Origin of the sequence: Janthinobacterium longum, from assembly GCF_051380735.1 — a bacterium.
Taxonomy (GTDB): domain Bacteria; phylum Pseudomonadota; class Gammaproteobacteria; order Burkholderiales; family Burkholderiaceae_D; genus Janthinobacterium.
Genome location: NZ_JBNYXQ010000001.1, coordinates 926,229 through 945,409, shown reverse-complemented (window position 1 = coordinate 945,409; position 19,181 = coordinate 926,229). Strand labels below are relative to the sequence as shown.

Annotated in this window: 19 protein-coding genes; 15 read left to right on the top strand and 4 right to left on the bottom strand. The window is 63.9% G+C overall.

Translation table 11 applies throughout. The annotated features are described in order from the left end of the window. Window positions 1-7 precede the first annotated feature (7 nt). On the top strand, window positions 8-787 hold the full coding sequence (locus tag ACQ4WM_RS04335; RefSeq protein ID WP_436545459.1) for an OmpA family protein: 780 nt from the start codon (window positions 8-10) through the stop codon (window positions 785-787). Between the two features lies 1 nt (window position 788). Here ACQ4WM_RS04335 and icmH read toward each other — a convergent pair whose 3' ends face one another. Genes icmH through tssJ form a run of 3 tightly spaced genes read right to left on the bottom strand, consistent with a single transcriptional unit; the run spans window position 789 to window position 3,576 of the window. Then, on the bottom strand, window positions 789-1,568 hold the full coding sequence (gene icmH / locus ACQ4WM_RS04330; RefSeq protein WP_436545458.1) for a type IVB secretion system protein IcmH/DotU: 780 nt from the start codon (window positions 1,566-1,568) through the stop codon (window positions 789-791). Then, the gene (tssK, locus tag ACQ4WM_RS04325; RefSeq protein WP_436545457.1) at window positions 1,565-2,932 is read right to left on the bottom strand and encodes a type VI secretion system baseplate subunit TssK; all 1,368 of its coding nucleotides are present in this window, start codon (window positions 2,930-2,932) and stop codon (window positions 1,565-1,567) included. The genes icmH and tssK overlap by 4 nt, the downstream gene beginning before the upstream one ends. 44 nt (window positions 2,933-2,976) lie before the next feature. Continuing rightward, window positions 2,977-3,576, bottom strand: a complete 600-nt coding sequence (tssJ, locus tag ACQ4WM_RS04320) for a type VI secretion system lipoprotein TssJ (RefSeq protein ID WP_436545456.1) — start codon at window positions 3,574-3,576, stop codon at window positions 2,977-2,979. A 289-nt stretch (window positions 3,577-3,865) separates the two neighbouring features. On the opposite strand from tssJ, the gene ACQ4WM_RS04315 reads away from it, so the two are divergent. From ACQ4WM_RS04315 to ACQ4WM_RS04265, 11 genes are all read left to right on the top strand, one after another. Further along, complete coding sequence (locus ACQ4WM_RS04315) at window positions 3,866-4,441, top strand: tetratricopeptide repeat protein (protein WP_436545455.1); 576 nt, start codon at window positions 3,866-3,868, stop codon at window positions 4,439-4,441. A gap of 59 nt (window positions 4,442-4,500) precedes the next feature. Further along, the gene (gene tssB, locus ACQ4WM_RS04310) at window positions 4,501-5,010 is read left to right on the top strand and encodes a type VI secretion system contractile sheath small subunit (RefSeq protein WP_436545454.1); all 510 of its coding nucleotides are present in this window, start codon (window positions 4,501-4,503) and stop codon (window positions 5,008-5,010) included. 1 nt (window position 5,011) lies between these two features. Beyond that, window positions 5,012-6,502 (top strand): type VI secretion system contractile sheath large subunit, encoded by a 1,491-nt coding sequence (gene tssC, locus ACQ4WM_RS04305; RefSeq protein ID WP_436545453.1) that lies wholly within the window; start codon window positions 5,012-5,014, stop codon window positions 6,500-6,502. A 36-nt stretch (window positions 6,503-6,538) separates the two neighbouring features. After that, window positions 6,539-7,030, top strand: coding sequence for an Hcp family type VI secretion system effector (locus tag ACQ4WM_RS04300; protein ID WP_436545452.1), 492 nt, complete (start codon window positions 6,539-6,541; stop codon window positions 7,028-7,030). A gap of 82 nt (window positions 7,031-7,112) precedes the next feature. Next, window positions 7,113-7,604: a type VI secretion system baseplate subunit TssE gene (gene tssE, locus ACQ4WM_RS04295; protein ID WP_436545451.1), complete on the top strand. Its 492-nt coding sequence runs from the start codon at window positions 7,113-7,115 to the stop codon at window positions 7,602-7,604. Next, window positions 7,601-10,240, top strand: coding sequence for a type VI secretion system ATPase TssH (gene tssH, locus ACQ4WM_RS04290; protein WP_436545450.1), 2,640 nt, complete (start codon window positions 7,601-7,603; stop codon window positions 10,238-10,240). Before tssE ends, tssH begins: the two co-directional genes overlap by 4 nt. Window positions 10,241-10,263: 23 nt before the next feature. Continuing rightward, window positions 10,264-11,292, top strand: a complete 1,029-nt coding sequence (tssA, locus tag ACQ4WM_RS04285; RefSeq protein ID WP_436545449.1) for a type VI secretion system protein TssA — start codon at window positions 10,264-10,266, stop codon at window positions 11,290-11,292. Between the two features lie 39 nt (window positions 11,293-11,331). After that, entirely contained in the window at window positions 11,332-11,850 is a 519-nt protein-coding gene (locus tag ACQ4WM_RS04280; RefSeq protein ID WP_436545448.1) for a lipocalin family protein, read from the top strand. A 126-nt stretch (window positions 11,851-11,976) separates the two neighbouring features. Continuing rightward, on the top strand, window positions 11,977-13,638 hold the full coding sequence (locus tag ACQ4WM_RS04275; protein ID WP_436545447.1) for a methyl-accepting chemotaxis protein: 1,662 nt from the start codon (window positions 11,977-11,979) through the stop codon (window positions 13,636-13,638). A gap of 67 nt (window positions 13,639-13,705) precedes the next feature. After that, the gene (locus ACQ4WM_RS04270) at window positions 13,706-14,353 is read left to right on the top strand and encodes a tRNA-uridine aminocarboxypropyltransferase (protein ID WP_436545446.1); all 648 of its coding nucleotides are present in this window, start codon (window positions 13,706-13,708) and stop codon (window positions 14,351-14,353) included. Between the two features lie 75 nt (window positions 14,354-14,428). Next, complete coding sequence (locus ACQ4WM_RS04265; protein WP_436545445.1) at window positions 14,429-15,610, top strand: PA0069 family radical SAM protein; 1,182 nt, start codon at window positions 14,429-14,431, stop codon at window positions 15,608-15,610. A 95-nt stretch (window positions 15,611-15,705) separates the two neighbouring features. Here the strand turns inward: ACQ4WM_RS04265 and ACQ4WM_RS04260 are convergent, their stop codons facing one another. After that, entirely contained in the window at window positions 15,706-16,596 is an 891-nt protein-coding gene (locus ACQ4WM_RS04260; RefSeq protein WP_436545444.1) for a LysR family transcriptional regulator, read from the bottom strand. A gap of 140 nt (window positions 16,597-16,736) precedes the next feature. Between ACQ4WM_RS04260 and ACQ4WM_RS04255 the strand changes: the two genes are divergently transcribed. From ACQ4WM_RS04255 to ACQ4WM_RS04245, 3 genes are read left to right on the top strand one after another with little or no spacing between them, the layout of a single operon-like run. Continuing rightward, on the top strand, window positions 16,737-17,621 hold the full coding sequence (locus tag ACQ4WM_RS04255; RefSeq protein ID WP_436545443.1) for an MBL fold metallo-hydrolase: 885 nt from the start codon (window positions 16,737-16,739) through the stop codon (window positions 17,619-17,621). Continuing rightward, on the top strand, window positions 17,609-18,325 hold the full coding sequence (locus ACQ4WM_RS04250) for a DsbA family protein (protein WP_436545442.1): 717 nt from the start codon (window positions 17,609-17,611) through the stop codon (window positions 18,323-18,325). The genes ACQ4WM_RS04255 and ACQ4WM_RS04250 overlap by 13 nt, the downstream gene beginning before the upstream one ends. A gap of 31 nt (window positions 18,326-18,356) precedes the next feature. Then, window positions 18,357-19,178 carry an MBL fold metallo-hydrolase gene (locus tag ACQ4WM_RS04245; RefSeq protein ID WP_436545441.1) on the top strand — a complete coding sequence of 274 codons (822 nt, stop codon included), beginning with the start codon at window positions 18,357-18,359 and terminating at the stop codon, window positions 19,176-19,178. Window positions 19,179-19,181 lie beyond the last annotated feature (3 nt).

The following is a 19,181-nucleotide window of genomic DNA, read 5'->3' as shown; positions in this document are numbered from 1 at the left end:
GATGGACATGAAACCGATCTCGCTGTTCCTGCTGCTGGCAGCAATTTTCAACGTCCAGGCGCAAACCCAGGCGCCGGCGCCCGCGTCGCCACAGCCTGGCCAGATACTGGTAACCGGCACTGTTGTCGACGAAGCATCAAAGGCGGCCGTGCTGACACGGCTTAGCGAACTGTATGGCTTTGACCGCGTTGTCGACCAGGTGGCGGTGGGCGCCGTGTCGGTGCCGGCCAACTGGAACGCCCATGTGCAAAAGCTGCTGACGCCGAACTTGAAACTGATCACGCGCGGCCAGCTCAGCATCGACGGCAGCAGCGTCAGTCTGCGCGGCGAAGTGGCCAACGAAATGCAGCGCCAGCAGATCGCCAGCGAGATCGCCACCAGCCTCAATCCCACCTACACGGTCAACAATGGCTTGCGCGTCGCCGCGGTTGACCAGGGCGTGCTCGATACGGCGCTCGACAAGCGCATCATCGAATTCGACAGCGGCCAGGCCAGCATCACACCACATGGCCTGGCCATACTCGACGAGATGGCAGCCGCCATGCAAAAGCTCAAGGGACGCAAGGTGGAGGTGATCGGCCACACCGACAATACCGGCCTGCGCGCCAGCAATGTGTCGCTGAGCCAGGCACGCGCCGAAGCCGTGCGCAGCTACCTGGCCAGCAAGGGCATCGCACCGGACAGCGTGCTGACCTCGGGCCAGGGGCCGGACCGCCCGGTAGCCAGCAATGCCACCGTCGACGGTCGGGCCAGGAACCGGCGCATCGAATTTCGCATCGCCCAGTAAATCAGGGCAAGGTAATTGTCAAATGGGCTGGCCGTGGCGCCAGTTTCACCAGGTCGGCATAGGCGGCCAGCGTGGTTTGTGTATTGCGCGTCAGGTGGGCGCGCAGGCCCAGATAAGCGCACAGCGCCAGCAGCGCGAAGATGCTGGTCAGAGCCCATAGCGGCAGGTCGCTGCGGCGCTGGTTGACCACCTGGTCGGGGCGTTCGGCGCGCGGCGCGAAGCCACGGCTCTTGCCCTTGATATGAGCAATCTCGTCGCCCAGGCGGGCCGTCAGGTAGCTGAGTTTTTCGCCGCCGTCGATCGCGTATTTTCCCTGGAAACCCAGCAGCAAACACATGTGGAACACCTGCAGCGCCTGCACCCGCATGCCGCCCTTGCCGCGCAGCGCGTCGAGACGGTCGAAGAAATGCTCGCCGGCCAGCTGGTCGCCGAAGATCAGCAGCTGCAACGGGCGCCGTTCCCAGGGCTTGCGTATATCGAACGGCGAAGCGAGGATGATTTCATCGACGGCGGCGCAGAACGCGTACTTGGCCGCTTCGATATCGTCGTCATCGGCGCGCATCTTTTTCGCTTCGCGCGTGTAGTCGGCCAAAAAGGTGTTGATGTGTTCCGTGAAGCCCTGTTCGTCGCCGGGCGAGCAGCCATTCCTCAGCAGGAACAGCATGTAGAAGCCTTCGTGCATCAGGTCGAGCAGGGCGCTGCCGGCGTTGACGCCGGTGGGGGCAGGTCCACGTGGTACCAGCAGCGAAGGTGCCGAACGCCGTTCGATCAGCTGGCTCATGCCGTCACCGCGATCAGTTCGAGTTGCAGCTCGCGTATGCCGCTCGGCACATACACCGAGATCGACTGCGCCTTGAGCATGTGCTCGTACAAGCCGCCGCGGCTTTCAAGCGCAAAATAATACGTGTCGGGCCGCACTGGAATCGCCGCCGGCACTTGCGGCGCATGCGACAGTTTCACGCCCGGCATGGCCGACAGCACGCATTTTTCCACGTCGTCAGGCGCCCCCACTTTCACGCGCAGCGGCACGATGTCGACCAGTTCGATGGCCGGCATGGCGGCGCGGATCGCCAGGTACAAGGTGGTGTGCTGGTCGACCTTGCCCGAATCGAGCTTGCCCAGGTAATAGGACGGCTTGCTTTCCACCAAAGCGATGGAAAAGTATTTCGACGAAATGACGGTGTCGAGCAGTTCGCGGATGATGGCGTCGATCGCCGCAAAACAGGCGCCCGGCTGCGCATGGTCGTAGACGGGCAGGCTGGCCAGGGTATGGTGGCGCGCATAGCTGAGCAGGCCGCCGGCCAGCGACAGCAGCGCCTCGTACAGGCGCTCCGGGTGCAGCGCCGGATGGCGCGCATAGTGCATCAGGGTAGCAGCGGCCGTGCTGGCCGTATGCAGCAGCCAGAACGACGATACATCGCCCGAGCGGAACTCGATCACGTTGCGGCTCGGTTCGCGGTGGTGGCCGTGCAGGGCCTCCACCTTGGCCTGCAAGGCGTCGAGCAGGTGTTCGAGCAGGTCCTGCAGGCGCGGCGCGCCGCCGATCGACAGGCTGGGCGCCATGAATGAGGGCACCGGCTCGAAGCCACCCGTCACCGTGCGGCGCAGCGTGATCAAAGGCAGGCAGTCGTAGGAGCCACGCGCCTCGCTGTCGGGGATCAGCCGCACGGTCTTTTTCAGGTAGGCCACTTCGGCCACGCTGGCGCTTGTATACAGGTCGGGCGTGGCGCGCATGGCGTGTGTGTAGCGGGTGTCGGGCAGCGCGCCGGCGCCATTGGCCTGCGCGGTATAGTTCAGGCCTTCGCGGTTCAGCACGGGCAGGGCGGCATAGTATGTCACTTCCTGCAGCGCGGCCGGCAGCGCGGCCAGGTCGACCGCCGGCGGCAGGCTATCGCCGCCGCTGCCATCGCCAGCGGCATCAAAAACTTCGCCGTCGCGAAAGATCGCCGACAGCGCCTGCAGGCGCAGGGTGCCGGTCTTCAGCGCATCGAGATCCCACTGCATGTGCGCCACGCCCCAGGCATACGGATGCAGCGCACTGGCGGTCTGGTGCAGGCGAGTTTCATGATATTGATCCTGGCGCTGGAAGTGCTGCGGCCGCAAAAACTGACCCTCTCCCCACAGGACTTTCGCTGCCATGGCCATGCTGTTCTCCTTGTGTCGGTGGTGTGCTGGTGATGGGTTTGTCGTCATTGCTCGCAGCGCGCGCCCGCCAGGCCGGCCTGCGCGCCGACGCTCAAGGCGCAGGCATGCAGGCCGATGGTGACGCCATCGCGTTCGGCGTCGCTTGCTGCAAAGGTGGCGCGCCAGCGCTGCGCGGCGGGGGCGCGAAACAGTGCCACCACGCCGATAAAGGCCGCCTCGCGGCCGACTTTTTCCTGTATCTCGTAGTGCTGGCCCGGCACCAGCAGCACTTCCTGCACCTCGATCAGGTCGCTGCCCAGCAGCGCTTTTTCCCTGGCCGTGTCCAGGAAGCTGTCGTACGGTGCCTGCTCGAAGACGGCGCTCTGGCGCAGCTTGTAGATGCGCGCCACCAGCGCCAGCGGACGGCCTTGCGGATCGGTGTTCAGGCGCTGGCCGGCATGCAGGCGGATGCTGACCTTGCGCGGCGGCTTTTGTGCGTCAGGCACCTCGGGCGCCGGCTTGGCCAGGCCCACCATCTGCAGTGCCGCATTGGTCATGCCACCGATGGCGCCACCGGCGCAGCCGGACAGGGGCAGCAGCAACAACAGCAGCAACATCGACAACGGCGCGAAGGCGGTACAGCGCAGCGGCAGGGAAGGGCACATGGCTGGCCTCTCAGAAAGTAAACATGCGGAAATAAAGTGCTGCCGCTATTTAAACGCATGGCATGGTTGGCCGTTTGCGCTGGCACAAACACGATATCTGAGCGTTGAAATGCCTGCGCCAGATCAGCGTTTATCTGCGTTGATGGCATGCCTGAATTGAACTTATTCTTTGCTGATCAAGCTCAAGCTGGCAAAAAATAGCGCGATCAATAATGGCCTCCAACGGCGTCGCCCATCTTTCCTAGCGGCAGCGTCCTTTACGTGAAGGAAACTCAAGATGAAGTCACGCATGCATCCACCCCGCCTGGCTTGCCTGGCCTGCGCCTTCCTGCTGGCCGCCTGCACTACCGCACCGCCTGCCCCCAAGCCGGTACCGGCTCCGACCCTGGCGCAAGTGCTGTCCGAGGCCGATGTGGCAGCGCGCGCCGGCCAGTACGGCAAGGCCTACACCTTGCTGGAAAAAGGCGGCAGCGCCTATCCGGCCGACAAGGCGCCGTGGCTGCAGCTGGCGCAGCTGAAATTCGATCGCGGCCAGTATGGCGACGCCATCAGCCATGCGCTTGAAGCGCTCGAACGCGACTCCGAAGACAAGGTCGCCAACAGCATCGTCGCCGTCAGCGGCCTGCGCTTGTCGGGCAAGGCGCTGGCCGACCTGTCGCGGCAAAACAACCTGAATGGTTCGCTGCGTTCGGAAGCGCAGGAACTGGCCAAGCTGCTGCGCGCCAGCATCGGCGACGACGTGCTGGTGCCGCCGGCCAGGCGCACGGCGGCCGGCGGCAAGCGTGCGGCGGCATCGCCTGCTCCGGCGCCGGCAGCCGCACCAGCTGCAAAAGGCGGCGCCGACCCATTCAGTGGCTTGAAGTAAGCAGCAGTTCACCGGGCGCCCTGGCGGCGCCTCCCCATCGACTTTGCGAAGGAAACCCCATGGCCAAGCCTGACAGTGTCCAGAAGCGGCTGCAGCAGGTGCGTGCGCCGCGCGTGCAGATGACGTATGACGTGGAGATCGGCGACACGATAGAAAACAAGGAGCTGCCCTTCGTGGTCGGCGTGCTGGGCGACTTCGGTGGTGATTCCCAGGTCGAGAAACGGCGCCTGAAAGACCGCAAGTTCGTCGGCATCGACATGGACAATTTCGACGAAGTGCTGGGCAGCGTCGAGCCGGTGGCGCGCTTCCAGGTACAGAACCGCCTGAGCGGCGAAGGCGGCACCTTTCCGGTCGACCTGCGCTTTCGCGCCATGAGCGACTTCCGTCCGGAGTCGGTGGTGCAGCAGGTCGAGCCGCTGCGCAAGCTACTCGAAGCGCGCACCAAGCTGGCCGACCTGCGCAACAAACTGGCCGGCAACGACAAGCTGGAAGACCTGCTGACGGAAGTGCTGAACAACACCGACAGCCTGGCCGCCCTGCAACCGCAACGCGCGATCAAGGAGGATTGAGATGAATGCACAGGCACAAATCAAGGCCTCGCCCGCTTTTGCTGCGCCCGCATCGAGCGACCTGCTGGACCAGATCGTCGAACAGAGCCGGGTCGCCAAGTCCGACGCCGAACATGCGCGTGCCCGCGACCTGATCGCCGAGCTGGTGGGGCAGGTGCTCGACGGCACGGTGCTGATGTCAAGCAGCCTGTCGGCCACCCTCGACGCACGGGTGGCGCAGATCGACCAGCTGATCTCGGCCCAGCTGAGCGAAGTGATGCACTCGCCGGTCTTCCAGCAGCTGGAACAAAGCTGGACCGGCCTGCACTACCTGGTCGGCAATGCCGAAACCGGAACGCGGCTGCAGATCCGCATGTTCAACACCACCAAGCGCGAGCTGGTAAAGGACTTCCAGTCGGCGCTGGAGTTCGACCAGAGCACCATGTTCAAGAAGATCTACGAGGAAGAATTCGGCACCTTCGGCGGCGCGCCATTCGCGGCCTTGCTGGGCGACTTCGCCATCTCGCGCCAGCCCGAAGACATGTATTTCATCGAGCAGATGTCGCATATCGCTGCCGCCGCGCACGCACCGTTCATCGCGTCGGCCGCGCCGGAACTGTTTGGCCTGGAAACCTACGGCGACCTGGGCAAGCCGCGCGACCTGGCCAAGGTGTTCGACACCATCGAGTACGCCAAATGGAAGGCTTTCCGTGAGTCCGAAGACGCGCGCTACGTGGGCCTGACCTTGCCGCGCTTCCTGGGCCGCCTGCCGTTCAATCCGGTCGACGGCACCACCGTCGAAGGCTTCAATTTTGTCGAGGAAGTCGACGGCAGCGACCATCAGAAATACCTGTGGTGTAACGCTGCCTACGCGTTTGGCAGCAAGCTCACGCGCGCCTTTTCCGACTACGGCTGGTGCGCGGCGATCCGCGGCGTGGAAGGCGGCGGCCTGGTCGACGACCTGCCGACCCACACCTTCAAAACCGACGAGGGCGACGTGGCCCTGAAATGCCCGGCCGAAGTGGCAATCACCGACCGGCGCGAAAAGGAGCTGTCGGACCTCGGCTTCATCTCGCTGGTTCACTGCAAGAACACGGCCTACGCCGCCTTCTTCGGCGCCCAGTCGACGCAGAAAAGCCGCAAGTACAACAGCGAGGCGGCCAACGCCAATGCGCTGCTGTCATCGCAACTGCAGTACATCTTTGCCGTCTCGCGCATCGCCCACTACATGAAGGCCATGATGCGCGACAAGATCGGCAGTTTTTCCGCCGCCTCGAATGTCGAGGATTTCCTGAACCGCTGGCTGATGACCTACGTGCTGCTCGACGATAACGCCAGCCAGGATCAGAAGGCGCAGTTCCCGCTGCGCGAAGCGTCGGTGCAGGTACACGAAGTGCCGGGGCGGCCCGGTGTGTATCGCGCCGTATCGTTTTTGCGGCCCCATTTCCAGCTCGACGAGCTGTCCGTTTCGCTCCGACTGGTCGCGGAGCTGCCGAAGTCGACCAATTCCTGATCCATCCGATTTTTTGTTCAACCAGAGGAGCACACCATGGCAATCGATGTATATCTGCAGATAGACGGCATCAAGGGCGAATCGACCGATGACAAGCACAAGGACTGGATCGAGTGCAAATCGGTCAGCTGGAGCGTGGAGCAGCCCAAGTCGGCCACCGCCTCGACCGGCGGCGGCCACACGGCCGAACGTTGCGAGCACAAGGACATCGTCATCTCCAAGCTGGCCGACCTGTCCTCGCCGGTGCTGCTGCAGACCTGCTCGGCCGGCAAGACCATCCCTAAAGCACGTTTCGAATTCATGCGCGCCGACGGCCAGGGCGAGCGCGTGAAGTATTTTGAAATCGAAATCGAGAACGTGCTGATCGGCGCCGTCACGCCCAACGTGGCAGAAGGCGACATCCTGGGTGAACACGTGGGCTTCAAGTTCTCGAAAGTGAAGTGGAAATACACGCAGCAAAAGGTCACCGGCGGTGTCGGCGGCAATACCTCGGGCGGCTGGGACCTGGCCACCAACCGCGTGGTGTGATGGCGCGGCTTTGAGTAATTGAGCAGTTGCGCGGCAGGCGCCAGTGCGACGCCTGCCGCGTGTTTTTTCCAAAGAGGCCGCCATGTCATTTCCATTCAACGCAGCAGCCGGTTTCGTGCCGGGATTGTTCGACCGCCTGATGGGCGACGGTGCCGCCGGCGGTCACCTGGTGCGGCTGTCGGTCGAGCAGTTGAAAGACGCGGTGGCGCGCGACCTTGAAGAGCTGCTCAATACGCGCGTGGCCTTGCCGGCCGGCGCGCTCGATGGCTATCCCGAATGCGCCGCCTCCATCGTCAACTACGGCCTGATCGACTTTGCCGGCATGTGCCTGTCGAGCAGCGACGACCGCGCCCGCATCTGCGCCGCCCTGACCGCCGCCATCGAACGCCACGAACCGCGCTTGCGCCATGTGCGTGCGCGCCTGGAGCGCGAGGCCGGTTCCATCAACCGCGTCAGTTTTGTCATCAGCGCCACCCTGGCCGTGGCGCAGGCCAGCGAGCCTGTCAGTTTCGACGCCGTGCTGCAGCCATCGTCGCTGCGGTATTCGATCAACCGCAAGGGAGCCGCCGCATGAGCAACAACCTCAAAACCCTGATCGCCAGACTCAATCACACGGCGCGCACGGCCGCCACCCGCGCCGCAAGTCTCTGCATGGGGCTGGGCCAGTACGAAGTCGATATCGAACACCTGTTCCTGGCCTTGCTGGAACAGGAGAACAGCGATATCGCCGTGGCCGCGCGCCGCAGCGATATCAGCATCACGGCGCTGGAAACGGATCTGCGCCGCGAGATCGGCAACTTCAAGACCGGCAGCGCGCGCACGCCCGTGTTCTCGCGCCACTTGCCGCTGCTGTTCGAACATGCGTGGCTGATCGCGTCCCTCGGCGCAGGGCAAGCTGCGGCCATCCGCAGCCGGCACCTGTTGCTGGCCTTGCTGACGGAGCCGGAACTGTCGCAACTGGCCTATCGCGGCTCGAAGCTGTTTGCGCGCTTCAGCGTCGAGCAACTGAAACACCATCCCGACAAACTGACGGCCGGCTCAACCGAAGAAGCCAGCGCCACGCCCCAGCCGAGCGAGACGCCAGACAACACCGTTGCCATCCAGGCCAGCCCGACGCCGGCGCTGGACCAGTTCACCACCGACCTGACGCAACTGGCGCGCGACGGCAAGCTTGACCCCGTGATCGGGCGCGAGAATGAAATACGCCAGGCGGTCGACATCCTGCTGCGCCGACGCCAGAACAATCCTATCCTCACCGGCGAGGCAGGCGTCGGCAAGACCGCCGTGGTCGAGGGGCTGGCCTTGCGCATCGCTGCCGGCGACGTGCCCGAGGTGTTGCAGGGCGCGCGTATCCACGCGCTGGACATGGGCTTGCTGCAGGCCGGCGCCAGCGTCAAGGGCGAGTTTGAAAGCCGGCTGAAAAACGTTATCGACGAGGTGACGAAAAGTCCCTGTCCGGTGATCCTGTTTATCGACGAGGCGCACACCATGATCGGCGCCGGCGGCCAGGCCGGCCAGAACGATGCGGCCAACTTGCTCAAGCCCGCACTGGCGCGCGGCGCCTTGCGTACCATCGCCGCCACCACCTGGAGCGAATACAAGAAGTATTTTGAAAAGGACGCGGCTCTGGCGCGCCGTTTCCAGGTGGTGAAGGTGGAAGAACCCGGCGAGGAAATCGCCTGCGCCATGCTGCGCGAGATGGCGCCGCTGATGGAACGCCACTTCAATATCCGCGTGCGCGACGAAGCCATCGTCGACGCCGTGCGCCTGTCGCACCGCTACATCAGCGGGCGCCAGTTGCCCGACAAGGCCATCAGCGTGCTCGATACGGCCTGCGCCCAGGTCGCGCTGGGGCAAAGCGCGACCCCGGCGCAGCTGGAAAACGCCAGCTGCCAGCTTGAACGCGTCGTCGTTGAAATCGCCGCGCTCGAGCGCGAACAGGCCAGCGGCGAACAGCCAGGCCCGGCCGCCAGCGCGCGGCTGCGTCAACTGCAGGGCGACGCGCAACTGCACCGGCAGGCAATCGCTGCCCTGGCGCAGCGCTGGCAGGTGGAAAAAACGCTGGTGGCGCAAATCACCGAACTGCGCGCCGGCCTGCAGCGTGAGCGCCCCGGCGAAGCGGGCGCTTGTGCCTTGCTGGCCTTGAAGGACGAACTGGCCGCGCTGCAAGGTGATGCGCCGCTGGTACCTTTGGCAGTCGATGCGCAGGTGGTGGCCGGCATCGTTGCCGGCTGGACCGGCATCCCGCTCGGCAAAATGGTCAGGGACGATATCCGCACAGTTTTGACGCTGGACGCGGCCTTGCGCGAACGGGTGCTGGGCCAGGATCATGTGATAGCCGCCGTGGCGCAGCGCGTGCGTACGGCGCGCGCCAATCTGGACGACCCGGACAAGCCGCAAGCAGTATTTTTGTTTACCGGCCCGTCCGGCACCGGCAAGAGCGAAACGGCTTTGGTGCTGGCCGACTTGCTGTATGGCGGCGAGCACAAGTTGATTACCCTGAACATGAGCGAATACCAGGAAGCGCACAGCGTGGCCGGGCTGAAAGGCTCGCCGCCCGGCTACATCGGCTACGGCGAAGGTGGCGTGCTGACCGAGGCGGTGCGGCGCCAGCCCTACAGCGTGGTGCTGCTGGACGAAGCGGAAAAAGCCCATCCTGACGTGCTAGAACTGTTCTTTCAGGTGTTCGACAAGGGCGTACTCGATGATGCTGAAGGGCGCGAAATCGACTTTCGCAACACCATCATCATCGCCACCTCCAACCTCGGTTCGGCCGCCATGATGGCCGCCTGCCTGAACCAGCCGGAAGACAGCCTGCCGACGCCCGGGGCTTTGGCAGAACTGGTGCGTCCGCAGCTGGTGAAACACTTCAAGCCGGCTTTCCTGGGGCGCCTGAAGGTGCTGCCGTTCTATCCCCTGAACGACGCCGTGCTGGCCGAGATCATCAGGCTCAAACTGGCGCGCATCGGTCAGCGCATCGCGCGCAATCACCAGGCCTGCTTCAGCATGGACGAGGCGCTGGTCGAGGCGGTGCTGGCGCGCTGCACCGAAGTCGATTCGGGCGCACGCAATGTCGACCAGATACTCAATGGCAGCGTGCTGCCCGAGATCGCCGTGGCGGTGCTGGCGCGCATGGCCGACGCGCTGCCGCTGTCGACCATCCACGTGGGCGCCGATGCCCACGGCCATCTCACCTACACTATTAACTGAGCATCAACTGAGGGGAGCGCACCATGTTCAACCTGGACCAACTGCTGCAGCCGGTCAGCCCGATCAGGCCTTGCGGCGAGGACCTCACCTTCAGCCAGGAGCTCGACGCGATTGCCCGCGCGCGCCAGCACGACGATCCCAGCCTGGACCAGGGCGAGTGGGTGGTGGCGTTGAAGGAGGCCGACTGGCCATTCGTCGCCACCCGCTGCGAGCAGCTGATCGCCTCGCACAGCAAGGACTTGCGCGTGGCCGTCTGGCTGGCCGAGGCGCACGCCAAGACGCGCCATTTCCGGGGTTTGGGCGACGGCTTTGCGCTACTGTCGGGCCTGTGCGAGCGCTATTGGGATGGCCTGTATCCGCCGCTCGACGACGGCGACCCGGAACAGCGTATCGGCAACCTGTTCTGGCTATTGACGCGCACGCCGCAACTGGTGCGCGAAGTGCCGCTGACCGACGGCGCCGATGGCCGCTTCTCTTTGCAGGATTTCGACTCGGCGCGCCAGCGCGCGGCGGCCAGTGCGCAAGTGCCGGACCAGGGCTGGGGCGAGGTGCGCCAGGAAGAGTGGGCGACGCTGGCGCAGATGGAAGCGGCGCGGCAGAAAAACACGCGCCAGTTCAGCGACGCCTTGCTGGCCGATGCGCAGTACTGCATGCAGTCGCTGCTGGTGCTGGAACGCTGCGTCGACGCGTGTTTCGGCATCGATGGACCCAGCTTTCGCGCCGCCCGCGAGGCGCTGGAAAACGCCATCCATTTTATCGCGCCCATGCCGCTGGGTGCCGAACTGGTGGCGGTGCTGCCCGGTGCGCCGACGGCAAATGGCATTGGCAATGTTGGTGCCATTGTGCAGCGCCAGCAGGCGCTGGCCCAACTGCGCCAGGTGGCCGATTTTTTCCGCCGCACCGAGCCGCACAGCCCCGTGGCCTACCTGGCCGACAAGGCGGCCAGCTGGGGCGAAATGCCGCTGCACCTGTGGTTGCGCGCCGTCGTCAAGGACCAGGGCACTCTGGCCCAGCTCGACGAGATGCTGGGCAGCGATGGTGCGACCGGATAAGCGCTACAATCGGTTTTACCGATCTGTACGGAGTACCTCATGAAAAAACTGCTGTTGCCGCTGATGTTTACCGCTTTGCTGGCCGGCTGCGTCGGTCGTCCCGACAATATTGTTCCGGTGACCAATTTCAATACCACCAAATACCTGGGCAAATGGTATGAAATCGCGCGTCTCGACCATTCCTTTGAAAAGGGCCTGAGCCATGTGACGGCCGAATACAGCCTGCGCCAGGACGGCGGCCTGAAAGTGCTCAACCGCGGCTACAAGGATGCCGACGCGGCTTGGAAAGAATCCGAAGGCAAGGCCTATTTTGTCGACAAGAAGGACGAAGGCTATCTGAAAGTGTCATTTTTCGGCCCCTTTTATGGCTCCTACATCGTCTTCGACCTGGACCAGCAGGACTATGCTTACTCCATGATCAGCGGCCCCGACAAATCGTATTTCTGGCTGCTGTCGCGCACGCCCACCATGGATCCGGCCTTGCAAAAGCGCTTGCTTGATAAAGCGCAAGGGCTGGGCTTCGATACGTCGAAATTGATTATCGTCAATCAAAACTGACGTCATTTCACGCTGTTGCTTTTTTGAAGCTTCTTTCTTGCAATGCCTATCTGATGCGCTCACAATCAGCCTCAGCGCGCGATGCACCTGCGGCTGCGCGGCAACCTTGTCAGATAGGACAACATCATGAAAAACCTCAAGATCGGCGTACGTCTCGGTGGAGGTTTTGCCGCAGTACTGGCCTTGCTCACCACACTCACGGTGATCGGTATCGTACAGATGCAACATGCCAGCAAGCAGACCGATGAACTGGTCCAGGTCAAGGTGCGCAACGAGCGCCTGATCGGTGAGTGGGCCAAGGTCGTCGAAGTGAACGCCGCGCGCACGGCGGCGGCCTGGAAGGTCAGCGACCCCGAACACCAGAAACAATTCGAAAAAGAAATGGCGGCCTCGTCCGCGCGCGCCACGGAAATCCAGGATACGATCGGCAAGAGCGAGCTGAACGCCCAGGAACAATCGCTGTACCAGGACGTGCTCGCCAGCCGCAAGGCCTATACGGAAGTGCGCAAGAAGGTGTTCAAGGCCAAGAGTGCGGGCGACCTGGAACTGGGCAAGCGCTTGTATGAAGGCGAGATGTCCGCCAGGCGCGATATTTACCTGGCCTCGCTGGATAAACTGGCCAGGCTCGAAGCGCAACTGCTCGACGTGACGGCCGGCGAGATCCGCGCCGGTTATGAAAACGGCCGCGTGCTGCTGGCCTCGCTGGGCGTGGCGGCCATTCTGCTCGGCATCGCCTGCGCCTACTGGATCACCCGCTCGATCACGCGGCCCATCACGCGCGCCGTGGAAGTGGCGCAAGCGGTATCGACTGGCGACCTGACCAGCGATATCGTGGTCGACAGCACAGACGAAACAGGGCAGTTGATGCACGCACTCAAAGAGATGAACGACAAGCTGGTCAGCATCGTCGGCCAGGTGCGCGCCAGCACCGACTCCATCGGCACCACATCGAGCGAAATTGCAGCCGGCAACCTGGACCTGTCGTCGCGCACCGAGCAGCAGGCCAGCTCGCTCGAAGAAACAGCCTCGTCGATGGAAGAGCTGACCTCCACCGTGAAACTCAATGCCGACAACGCGCGCAGCGCCAACCAGCTGGCGATCGACGCCTCGCAGATCGCCAGCCGTGGTGGCGCGGTGGTGTCGGAAGTGGTCAGCACCATGGGCTCGATCAACGATTCCTCGCGCAAGATCGTCGACATTATCAGCGTGATCGACGCGATCGCTTTCCAGACCAATATCCTGGCCCTGAATGCGGCCGTCGAAGCTGCGCGCGCGGGCGAGCAGGGTCGGGGCTTCGCGGTGGTGGCCAGCGAGGTGCGCAATCTGGCCCAGCGCTCCAGCCAGGCGGCGAAGGAGATCAAAGGGCTGATCGACGACTCCGTGCAAAAAGTCGAAGCCGGTTCGCAACTGGTGGACAAGGCCGGTCGCACCATGGAAGAAATCGTGCAGAGCATCAGCCACGTGACGCAGATCATGAACCAGATCACCGACGCCAGCGAAGAGCAGCGCACTGGCATCGAACAGGTCAACCAGGCCATCGGCCAGATGGATCAGGTGACCCAGCAAAACGCGGCACTGGTGGAAGAAGCGGCGGCCGCCGCCGAATCGATGCAGGAACAGGCTTCACGCCTGACCGACGTGGTGGGCCTGTTCAAGCTGGACGCCGCGCAGGTGACGCGCGCTGCGGCTGCCGCACCCGTGAGCAAGCGCCATCCGGTTGCCGTCGCGGCTCCCGGCAAACCACGCAAGGCGCTGGCGGCCACTGCCGGCGACTGGGAAGAGTTTTAAGCAAGTTAACAACCCCCGGCAGGGTGGGGCGCTACAATCGCGGTCCTGATGCATAGACCGCCCCACCATGACTTCCCAGACTGATCCCGTTTCTTCCCGGCGCGAACGCTGCGCCACCTGTTTGCGCGCGCAGTCCGGCTGCATCTGCCAGTGGGTGCGGCCGCTGGCGCACCAGGTTGAGATATTGCTGCTCCAGCATCCGCTGGAAGTGCACAACGCCAAGGGCAGCGCACGCCTGCTGCACCTGAGCTTGCCCAACAGCCGCCTGGTCGCCGGCGAGTCCTTTGCTGCCGGGGAGCTCGATGCGCTGCTGGCTGGCAAGCATAACGTCCTGCTGTACCCTGATACGCCAGGCGACCGCTCGCTGGGCATCGCGCCACCGCCGCCGCTCGATGCTGCGCTGCTGCAGGACCCGGCCGGCTTGCGGCTGGTGGTGCTGGACGCCACCTGGCGCAAGAGCCGCAAGATGCTGTATCTCAATCCCGCCCTGCAACGCCTGCCACGCTTGCCGCTGCGCGACACGCCGCCGTCCCACTATTTGATCCGCAAAGCGCATGCGCCAGACCAGTTGTCGACCCTGGAGGCGACTTGCTACGCCCTGATGCAACTGGAACAGGAGGCCGCCTGTTTTGCGCCCCTGATCACCGCATTTGACGGCTTTGTCGCGCAACAGTTGAGCTATATCACGTCATTTGATGCAAAAAGCGTGAAATAAGCGAGTGGCCACGCTTGATATTGCCTTGATGGCGGCATAGTATACTGTACGTATATACAGTTAATGGGGCCGTTCATGAAAGCAATCTTCCCGCAGCATGACGACAGTTTTGCCGGCCAGGCCATGCTGCCGCCGCAATCGCTCAAGGCGCGCAAGGGGCGCGGCGCCGTCTCCAACCTGCAGGGCCGCTACGAGGTGCATGGGCGCGAGGGCTTTGATGACGGCTGGAGCGCGCCCGACGAAGAAGGCGAAGAGGCCGCCAGCGCCTGGAAAACCCAGGTCAGCGACGAGCAGGCGCGCACCATCCTGTCGCGCAACACCTCGCCCGACCTGCCGTTCGGCGTCTCGCTCAATCCGTATCGCGGTTGCGAGCACGGCTGCATCTACTGCTTTGCGCGCCCCACGCACAGCTACCTGGGCCTGTCGCCGGGCCTCGATTTCGAAAGCCGCATCTTCGCCAAGGTCAACGCGCCCGAACTGCTGCGGCGCGAACTGGCCAAGCCGTCGTATGTCGCCGAACCGATTGCGCTGGGTGTCAATACCGACGCCTACCAGCCATGTGAACGCGAGCGGCAACTGACGCGGCGCGTGCTCGAAGTGCTGCATGAATGCGACCATCCAGTGGGCCTGATTACCAAGTCGTCCCTGATCGAGCGCGATATCGATCTGCTGGCGCCGATGGCGGCCAGGCACCTGGCCTCGGTGGCAATCACCCTGACCACGCTGGACCCGGCCATTTCGCGCACCCTTGAGCCGCGCGCGGCCGCCCCGGCGCGTCGCCTGCGCACCATCCGTAGTTTGACCGACGCCGGCATTCCCGTCGGCGTCAGCATCGCGCCGATTATCCCGTTCGTGACCGAACCGGAAATCGAACAATTGCTGGAAGCGGTGCGCGACGCCGGCGCCATCAACGCCCATTACGTGGTGCTGCGCCTGCCGTGGGAAGTCAACCCGCTGTTCCAGCAATGGCTGGAAGCCCACTTCCCGGAACGTTCCCAGCGCGTGATGAACCGCGTGCGCGAAATGCGCGGTGGCAAAGACTACGACAGCAGCTTCGGCGCGCGCATGCATGGCGAAGGCGTGTGGGCCGACCTGATACGCCAGCGATTCGAGAAAGCCGTGCACCGCCTTGGCCTGCACGGCAAGGGCGGCCGTTTCAGGCAGCTCGACAGCACCCAGTTCCGGCGTCCGCTGGTGGTGCCGACTATGGGAGTCAAGGGCAAGGGGGGCAATGCGGGGCAGCTCGATCTGTTTTAGCTGATGCGGAAGACGCCATGATGCCAGGCTCAATGGCATGGTGGTTCGCAAACTGCCGCCCGACTGTGGCCGCTGCTATCTTGGCCAGTATCGGTTCACGTCTCGTGCGCCGCAAACCATTCGCCCAGGAACGCCAGCATGGTGCGGCTGATCGCCCTCGGGTGGGCGCGCGACATATAAATCGCGTGGATGCCCATCGAGTGCGGCTGGTAGCCGGGCAGCAGGGCCACCAGCTGCCCGCTGGCGATCAGCGGCGCGGCCGAAAACACCGGTTGCAGCGAAATGCCGGCGCCTTCTACCGCAGCCTGCAGCAGTACCACTGACTCATTCGCGCTCAGGCTGCCGCTGACGGGCACGCTGACGGTGGCGCCAGCATGTTCGAAATGCCACAGGCTTTTGCCGAAATAGGTGTACGTAAGGCAATCATGCGTGGCCAGGTCCGCAGCCTGAAGTGGCGTGCCATGCTCGCGCAGGTAGGCGGGCGAGGCGCACACCACCGAGTGGCAGATGCCCAGCGGGCGTGCGATCACGCCGGGATCGAGCTGGTTGGTGATGCGGATCGCCAGGTCGATTCTTTCCTCGACCAGGTTGACAGCGCGGTTGTCGATGCGCAGGTCGACCGCCGCCTGCCGGTGGCGTTTCAGGTAGGCGGCGATCGCCGCCGCCAGGGTCGCCTGCGCCAGCGACTGCGAGCAGGCAATGCGCAGGATGCCGCTTGGCTCCTCGTCGCCGGTATCAGCCACGCCGGGCATCTTGTCGGCCAGCGACAGCAGTTCCTGGCAGCGCAGCAAGGTGATCTCTCCGGCGGCCGTCAGGTTGATGCGGCGCGTGGTGCGGTGAAACAGGCGCGCGCCGGCCCAGGTTTCCATCTCCGCCAGATAGCGGGTGACCATCGCACGCGACATGTCGAGCAGTTCGGCGGCGCCGCTCAGGCTGCCGCATTCGGCGATGGTCACGAACACTTTCGCAGCAGCGATGCGGTCCATTGGGCGCTTCCTTTCAAAGTGTTATTTGCTCGATTCGAGCAACAATCCATTGCATTCTAAGTGATTTATCGAACAGGCTGGCAGGGCTACCATGCTGTTGTCGCCCTTTGTTCGGGCCTGAACTGTTAAAGGAAACCAGCATGCACCGTCGCCACCTGATCGCCACCCTGTTCGCCGTTGGCCTGTCCACCTTGTTGCCGGCCGCACATGCCGCCGCGCCACTGCAGCTGCAAGTCTACAATCCGGGCGAGAAGGCGATCTTCCCGGTCAGTTCGGTGATACTCAGCGGTGAACGCGAGGCGATCCTGATCGACGCCCAGTTCCAGCACGACGATGCGCTCGCGCTGGTCAGACAGATCAAGGACAGCGGCAAGACCTTGAGCACTGTGTATATCAGCCACAGCGACCCCGATTACTACTTTGGCCTGGACGTTATCCACGCCGCTTTTCCGGCTGCAAAAATTGTCGCCACGCCGCAGACGGTGGCCGCCATCAAGGCCAATATGGACGCCAAGCTGGCCTATTGGTCGCCGATCATGAAAGACAATGCACCACGCGCGCTGGTGCTGCCGCAAGTGCTGCACGCGGACCATCTGACGCTGGAAGGCAAGACCATCGAGATCAGGGGCCTGGACGGCGCCAGCCCGCAGCGCAGCTATCTGTGGATACCGTCGCTGAAAACCGTCGCCGGCGGTGTCATCATCAGCAGCGGCATCCACTTGTGGGTGGCCGACACGCAAACGCCGCAGTCGCGCGCCAACTGGCTGGCCACGCTGGACCAGATCGCCGCACTGCAGCCGCAAGCCATCGTGCCGGGACACTTCCTGGGTGCGGCGCCGGCCGGCACGGCGGCGCTCGATTACACGCGCAACTACCTGCAGGCGTTCGAAACGGCGGCTTCAAATGCAAAGAACTCGGCTGCGCTGGTCAAGGCCATGAAGGAAAAATTCCCGCAGGCTGGTGCAAGCGCTTCACTGGAACTGAGCGCGAAAGTCATCAAGGGAGAAATGACATGGCCGCAATAAGCCAGCCGGTACTGCATTATGTGTATGACCCGCTGTGTGGCTGGTGCTACGGCGCCGCGCCCCTCCTGGCCGCCGCGCAGGCAATTGACGACCTGGCCATCGCGCTGCATGGCGGCGGCATGATGAGCGGCGCCAGTCGCCAGAGCGTGAACGACAATCTGCGCCGCCATGTGATGGCGCATGACCAGCGCATCGCCGAGGCGACCGGCCAGCCGTTCGGGCAGGCGTATTTCGACGGCCTGCTGCGCGACACGGGCGCCGTGTTCGATTCGACTCCGCCAACCACCGCCATCCTGGCTGCGCAGGAGATCGCCGGCCTGGGTCTGGCCATGCTGCACCTGATCCAGCATGCCCATTATGTGCTGGGCCAGCGCGTTGCCGACGCCGGCGTGCTGGCAGGGCTGGCGCAGCAGCTGGAACTGGACGCCGGCCTGTTTGCCGAGTCCTTCAACCGCCTGGCAGGCGCCGCCACCGAACAGCATGTCGCGCACAGCCGCGCCTTGCTGGCACGCCTGGGCGGGCAGGGCTTTCCCACCCTGTCCATCGAATATGCCGATGGCCGCATGGTACCGGTCGACCTGGGCAACTGGCTGGGTCGTACCGAAGCGTGGAGCGATTATCTGCGCCAGCAGCTGTCCACCGAAGCGCAAGCAGACCACATTCTCGGCGGCCCGGCATGTGGTCCCGATGGCTGCGCAATCTGATCTACCACCTCAACCTGAATGGAGCCATAACATGACAACTCGCACCCCACTTACCTGGAAGCACTTTCCCGCTGGCCAGGATGGTTTTTTCCGCTCGCCCGTGCTGCTCGCTGGCGCCACTGAAGCCGTGCTGATCGACGGCGGCTTCAGATTGTCCGATGGTCAGGCGCTGGCCACCGCCATCGCAGAGGGCAACACGCCGCTCAAGGCGATTTACGTCAGCCAGAGCGACCCCGATTATTACTTCAGCCTCGCTCCCATTCACGCCGCGTTTCCCGGCGTGCCGGTGCTGGCCGCTTCCGATACGCTCGCTGCAATCGAGGCCAGCGTGCAAAAGAAACTTGCCGCCTGGGGGCCGCAACTGAAAGAAGATGGTCCGCAGAGCCGTGCAGATATCGTATTTCCAACGGCGTTCGATGCGCCGGAGTTCACCGTCGACGGCGAACAGATCGAAATTATCCAGGCCACCGGGCTGGCCAACCGGCGCTATCTATGGGTGCCGTCGCTGGGCGCGATTTTTGGTGGCGTGATGGTGTTCTCCGGTGTTCATGTGTGGACCGCCGATACCGCCACGCCCGCCCTGCGCGCAGCCTGGATCGCCAACCTCGACGCGATGGCCGCCCGTCAGCCACGGATCGTGGTCGCTGGCCATGCCACCGCAGACGCGCCGACCGACGCCTCTGGCATCGCCTATACGCGTAGCTATCTGCTGGCCTTCGAAGAGGAGTTGGCCAAGGCCGCCGACAGCACGGCGCTGATCGCGGCCATGAAACAGCGCTATCCGCAGGCGGGCATGGACGTGGCATTGAATATCGGTGCCAAGGTGGCGCTCGGTGAAATGGCGTGGGGCTGATGC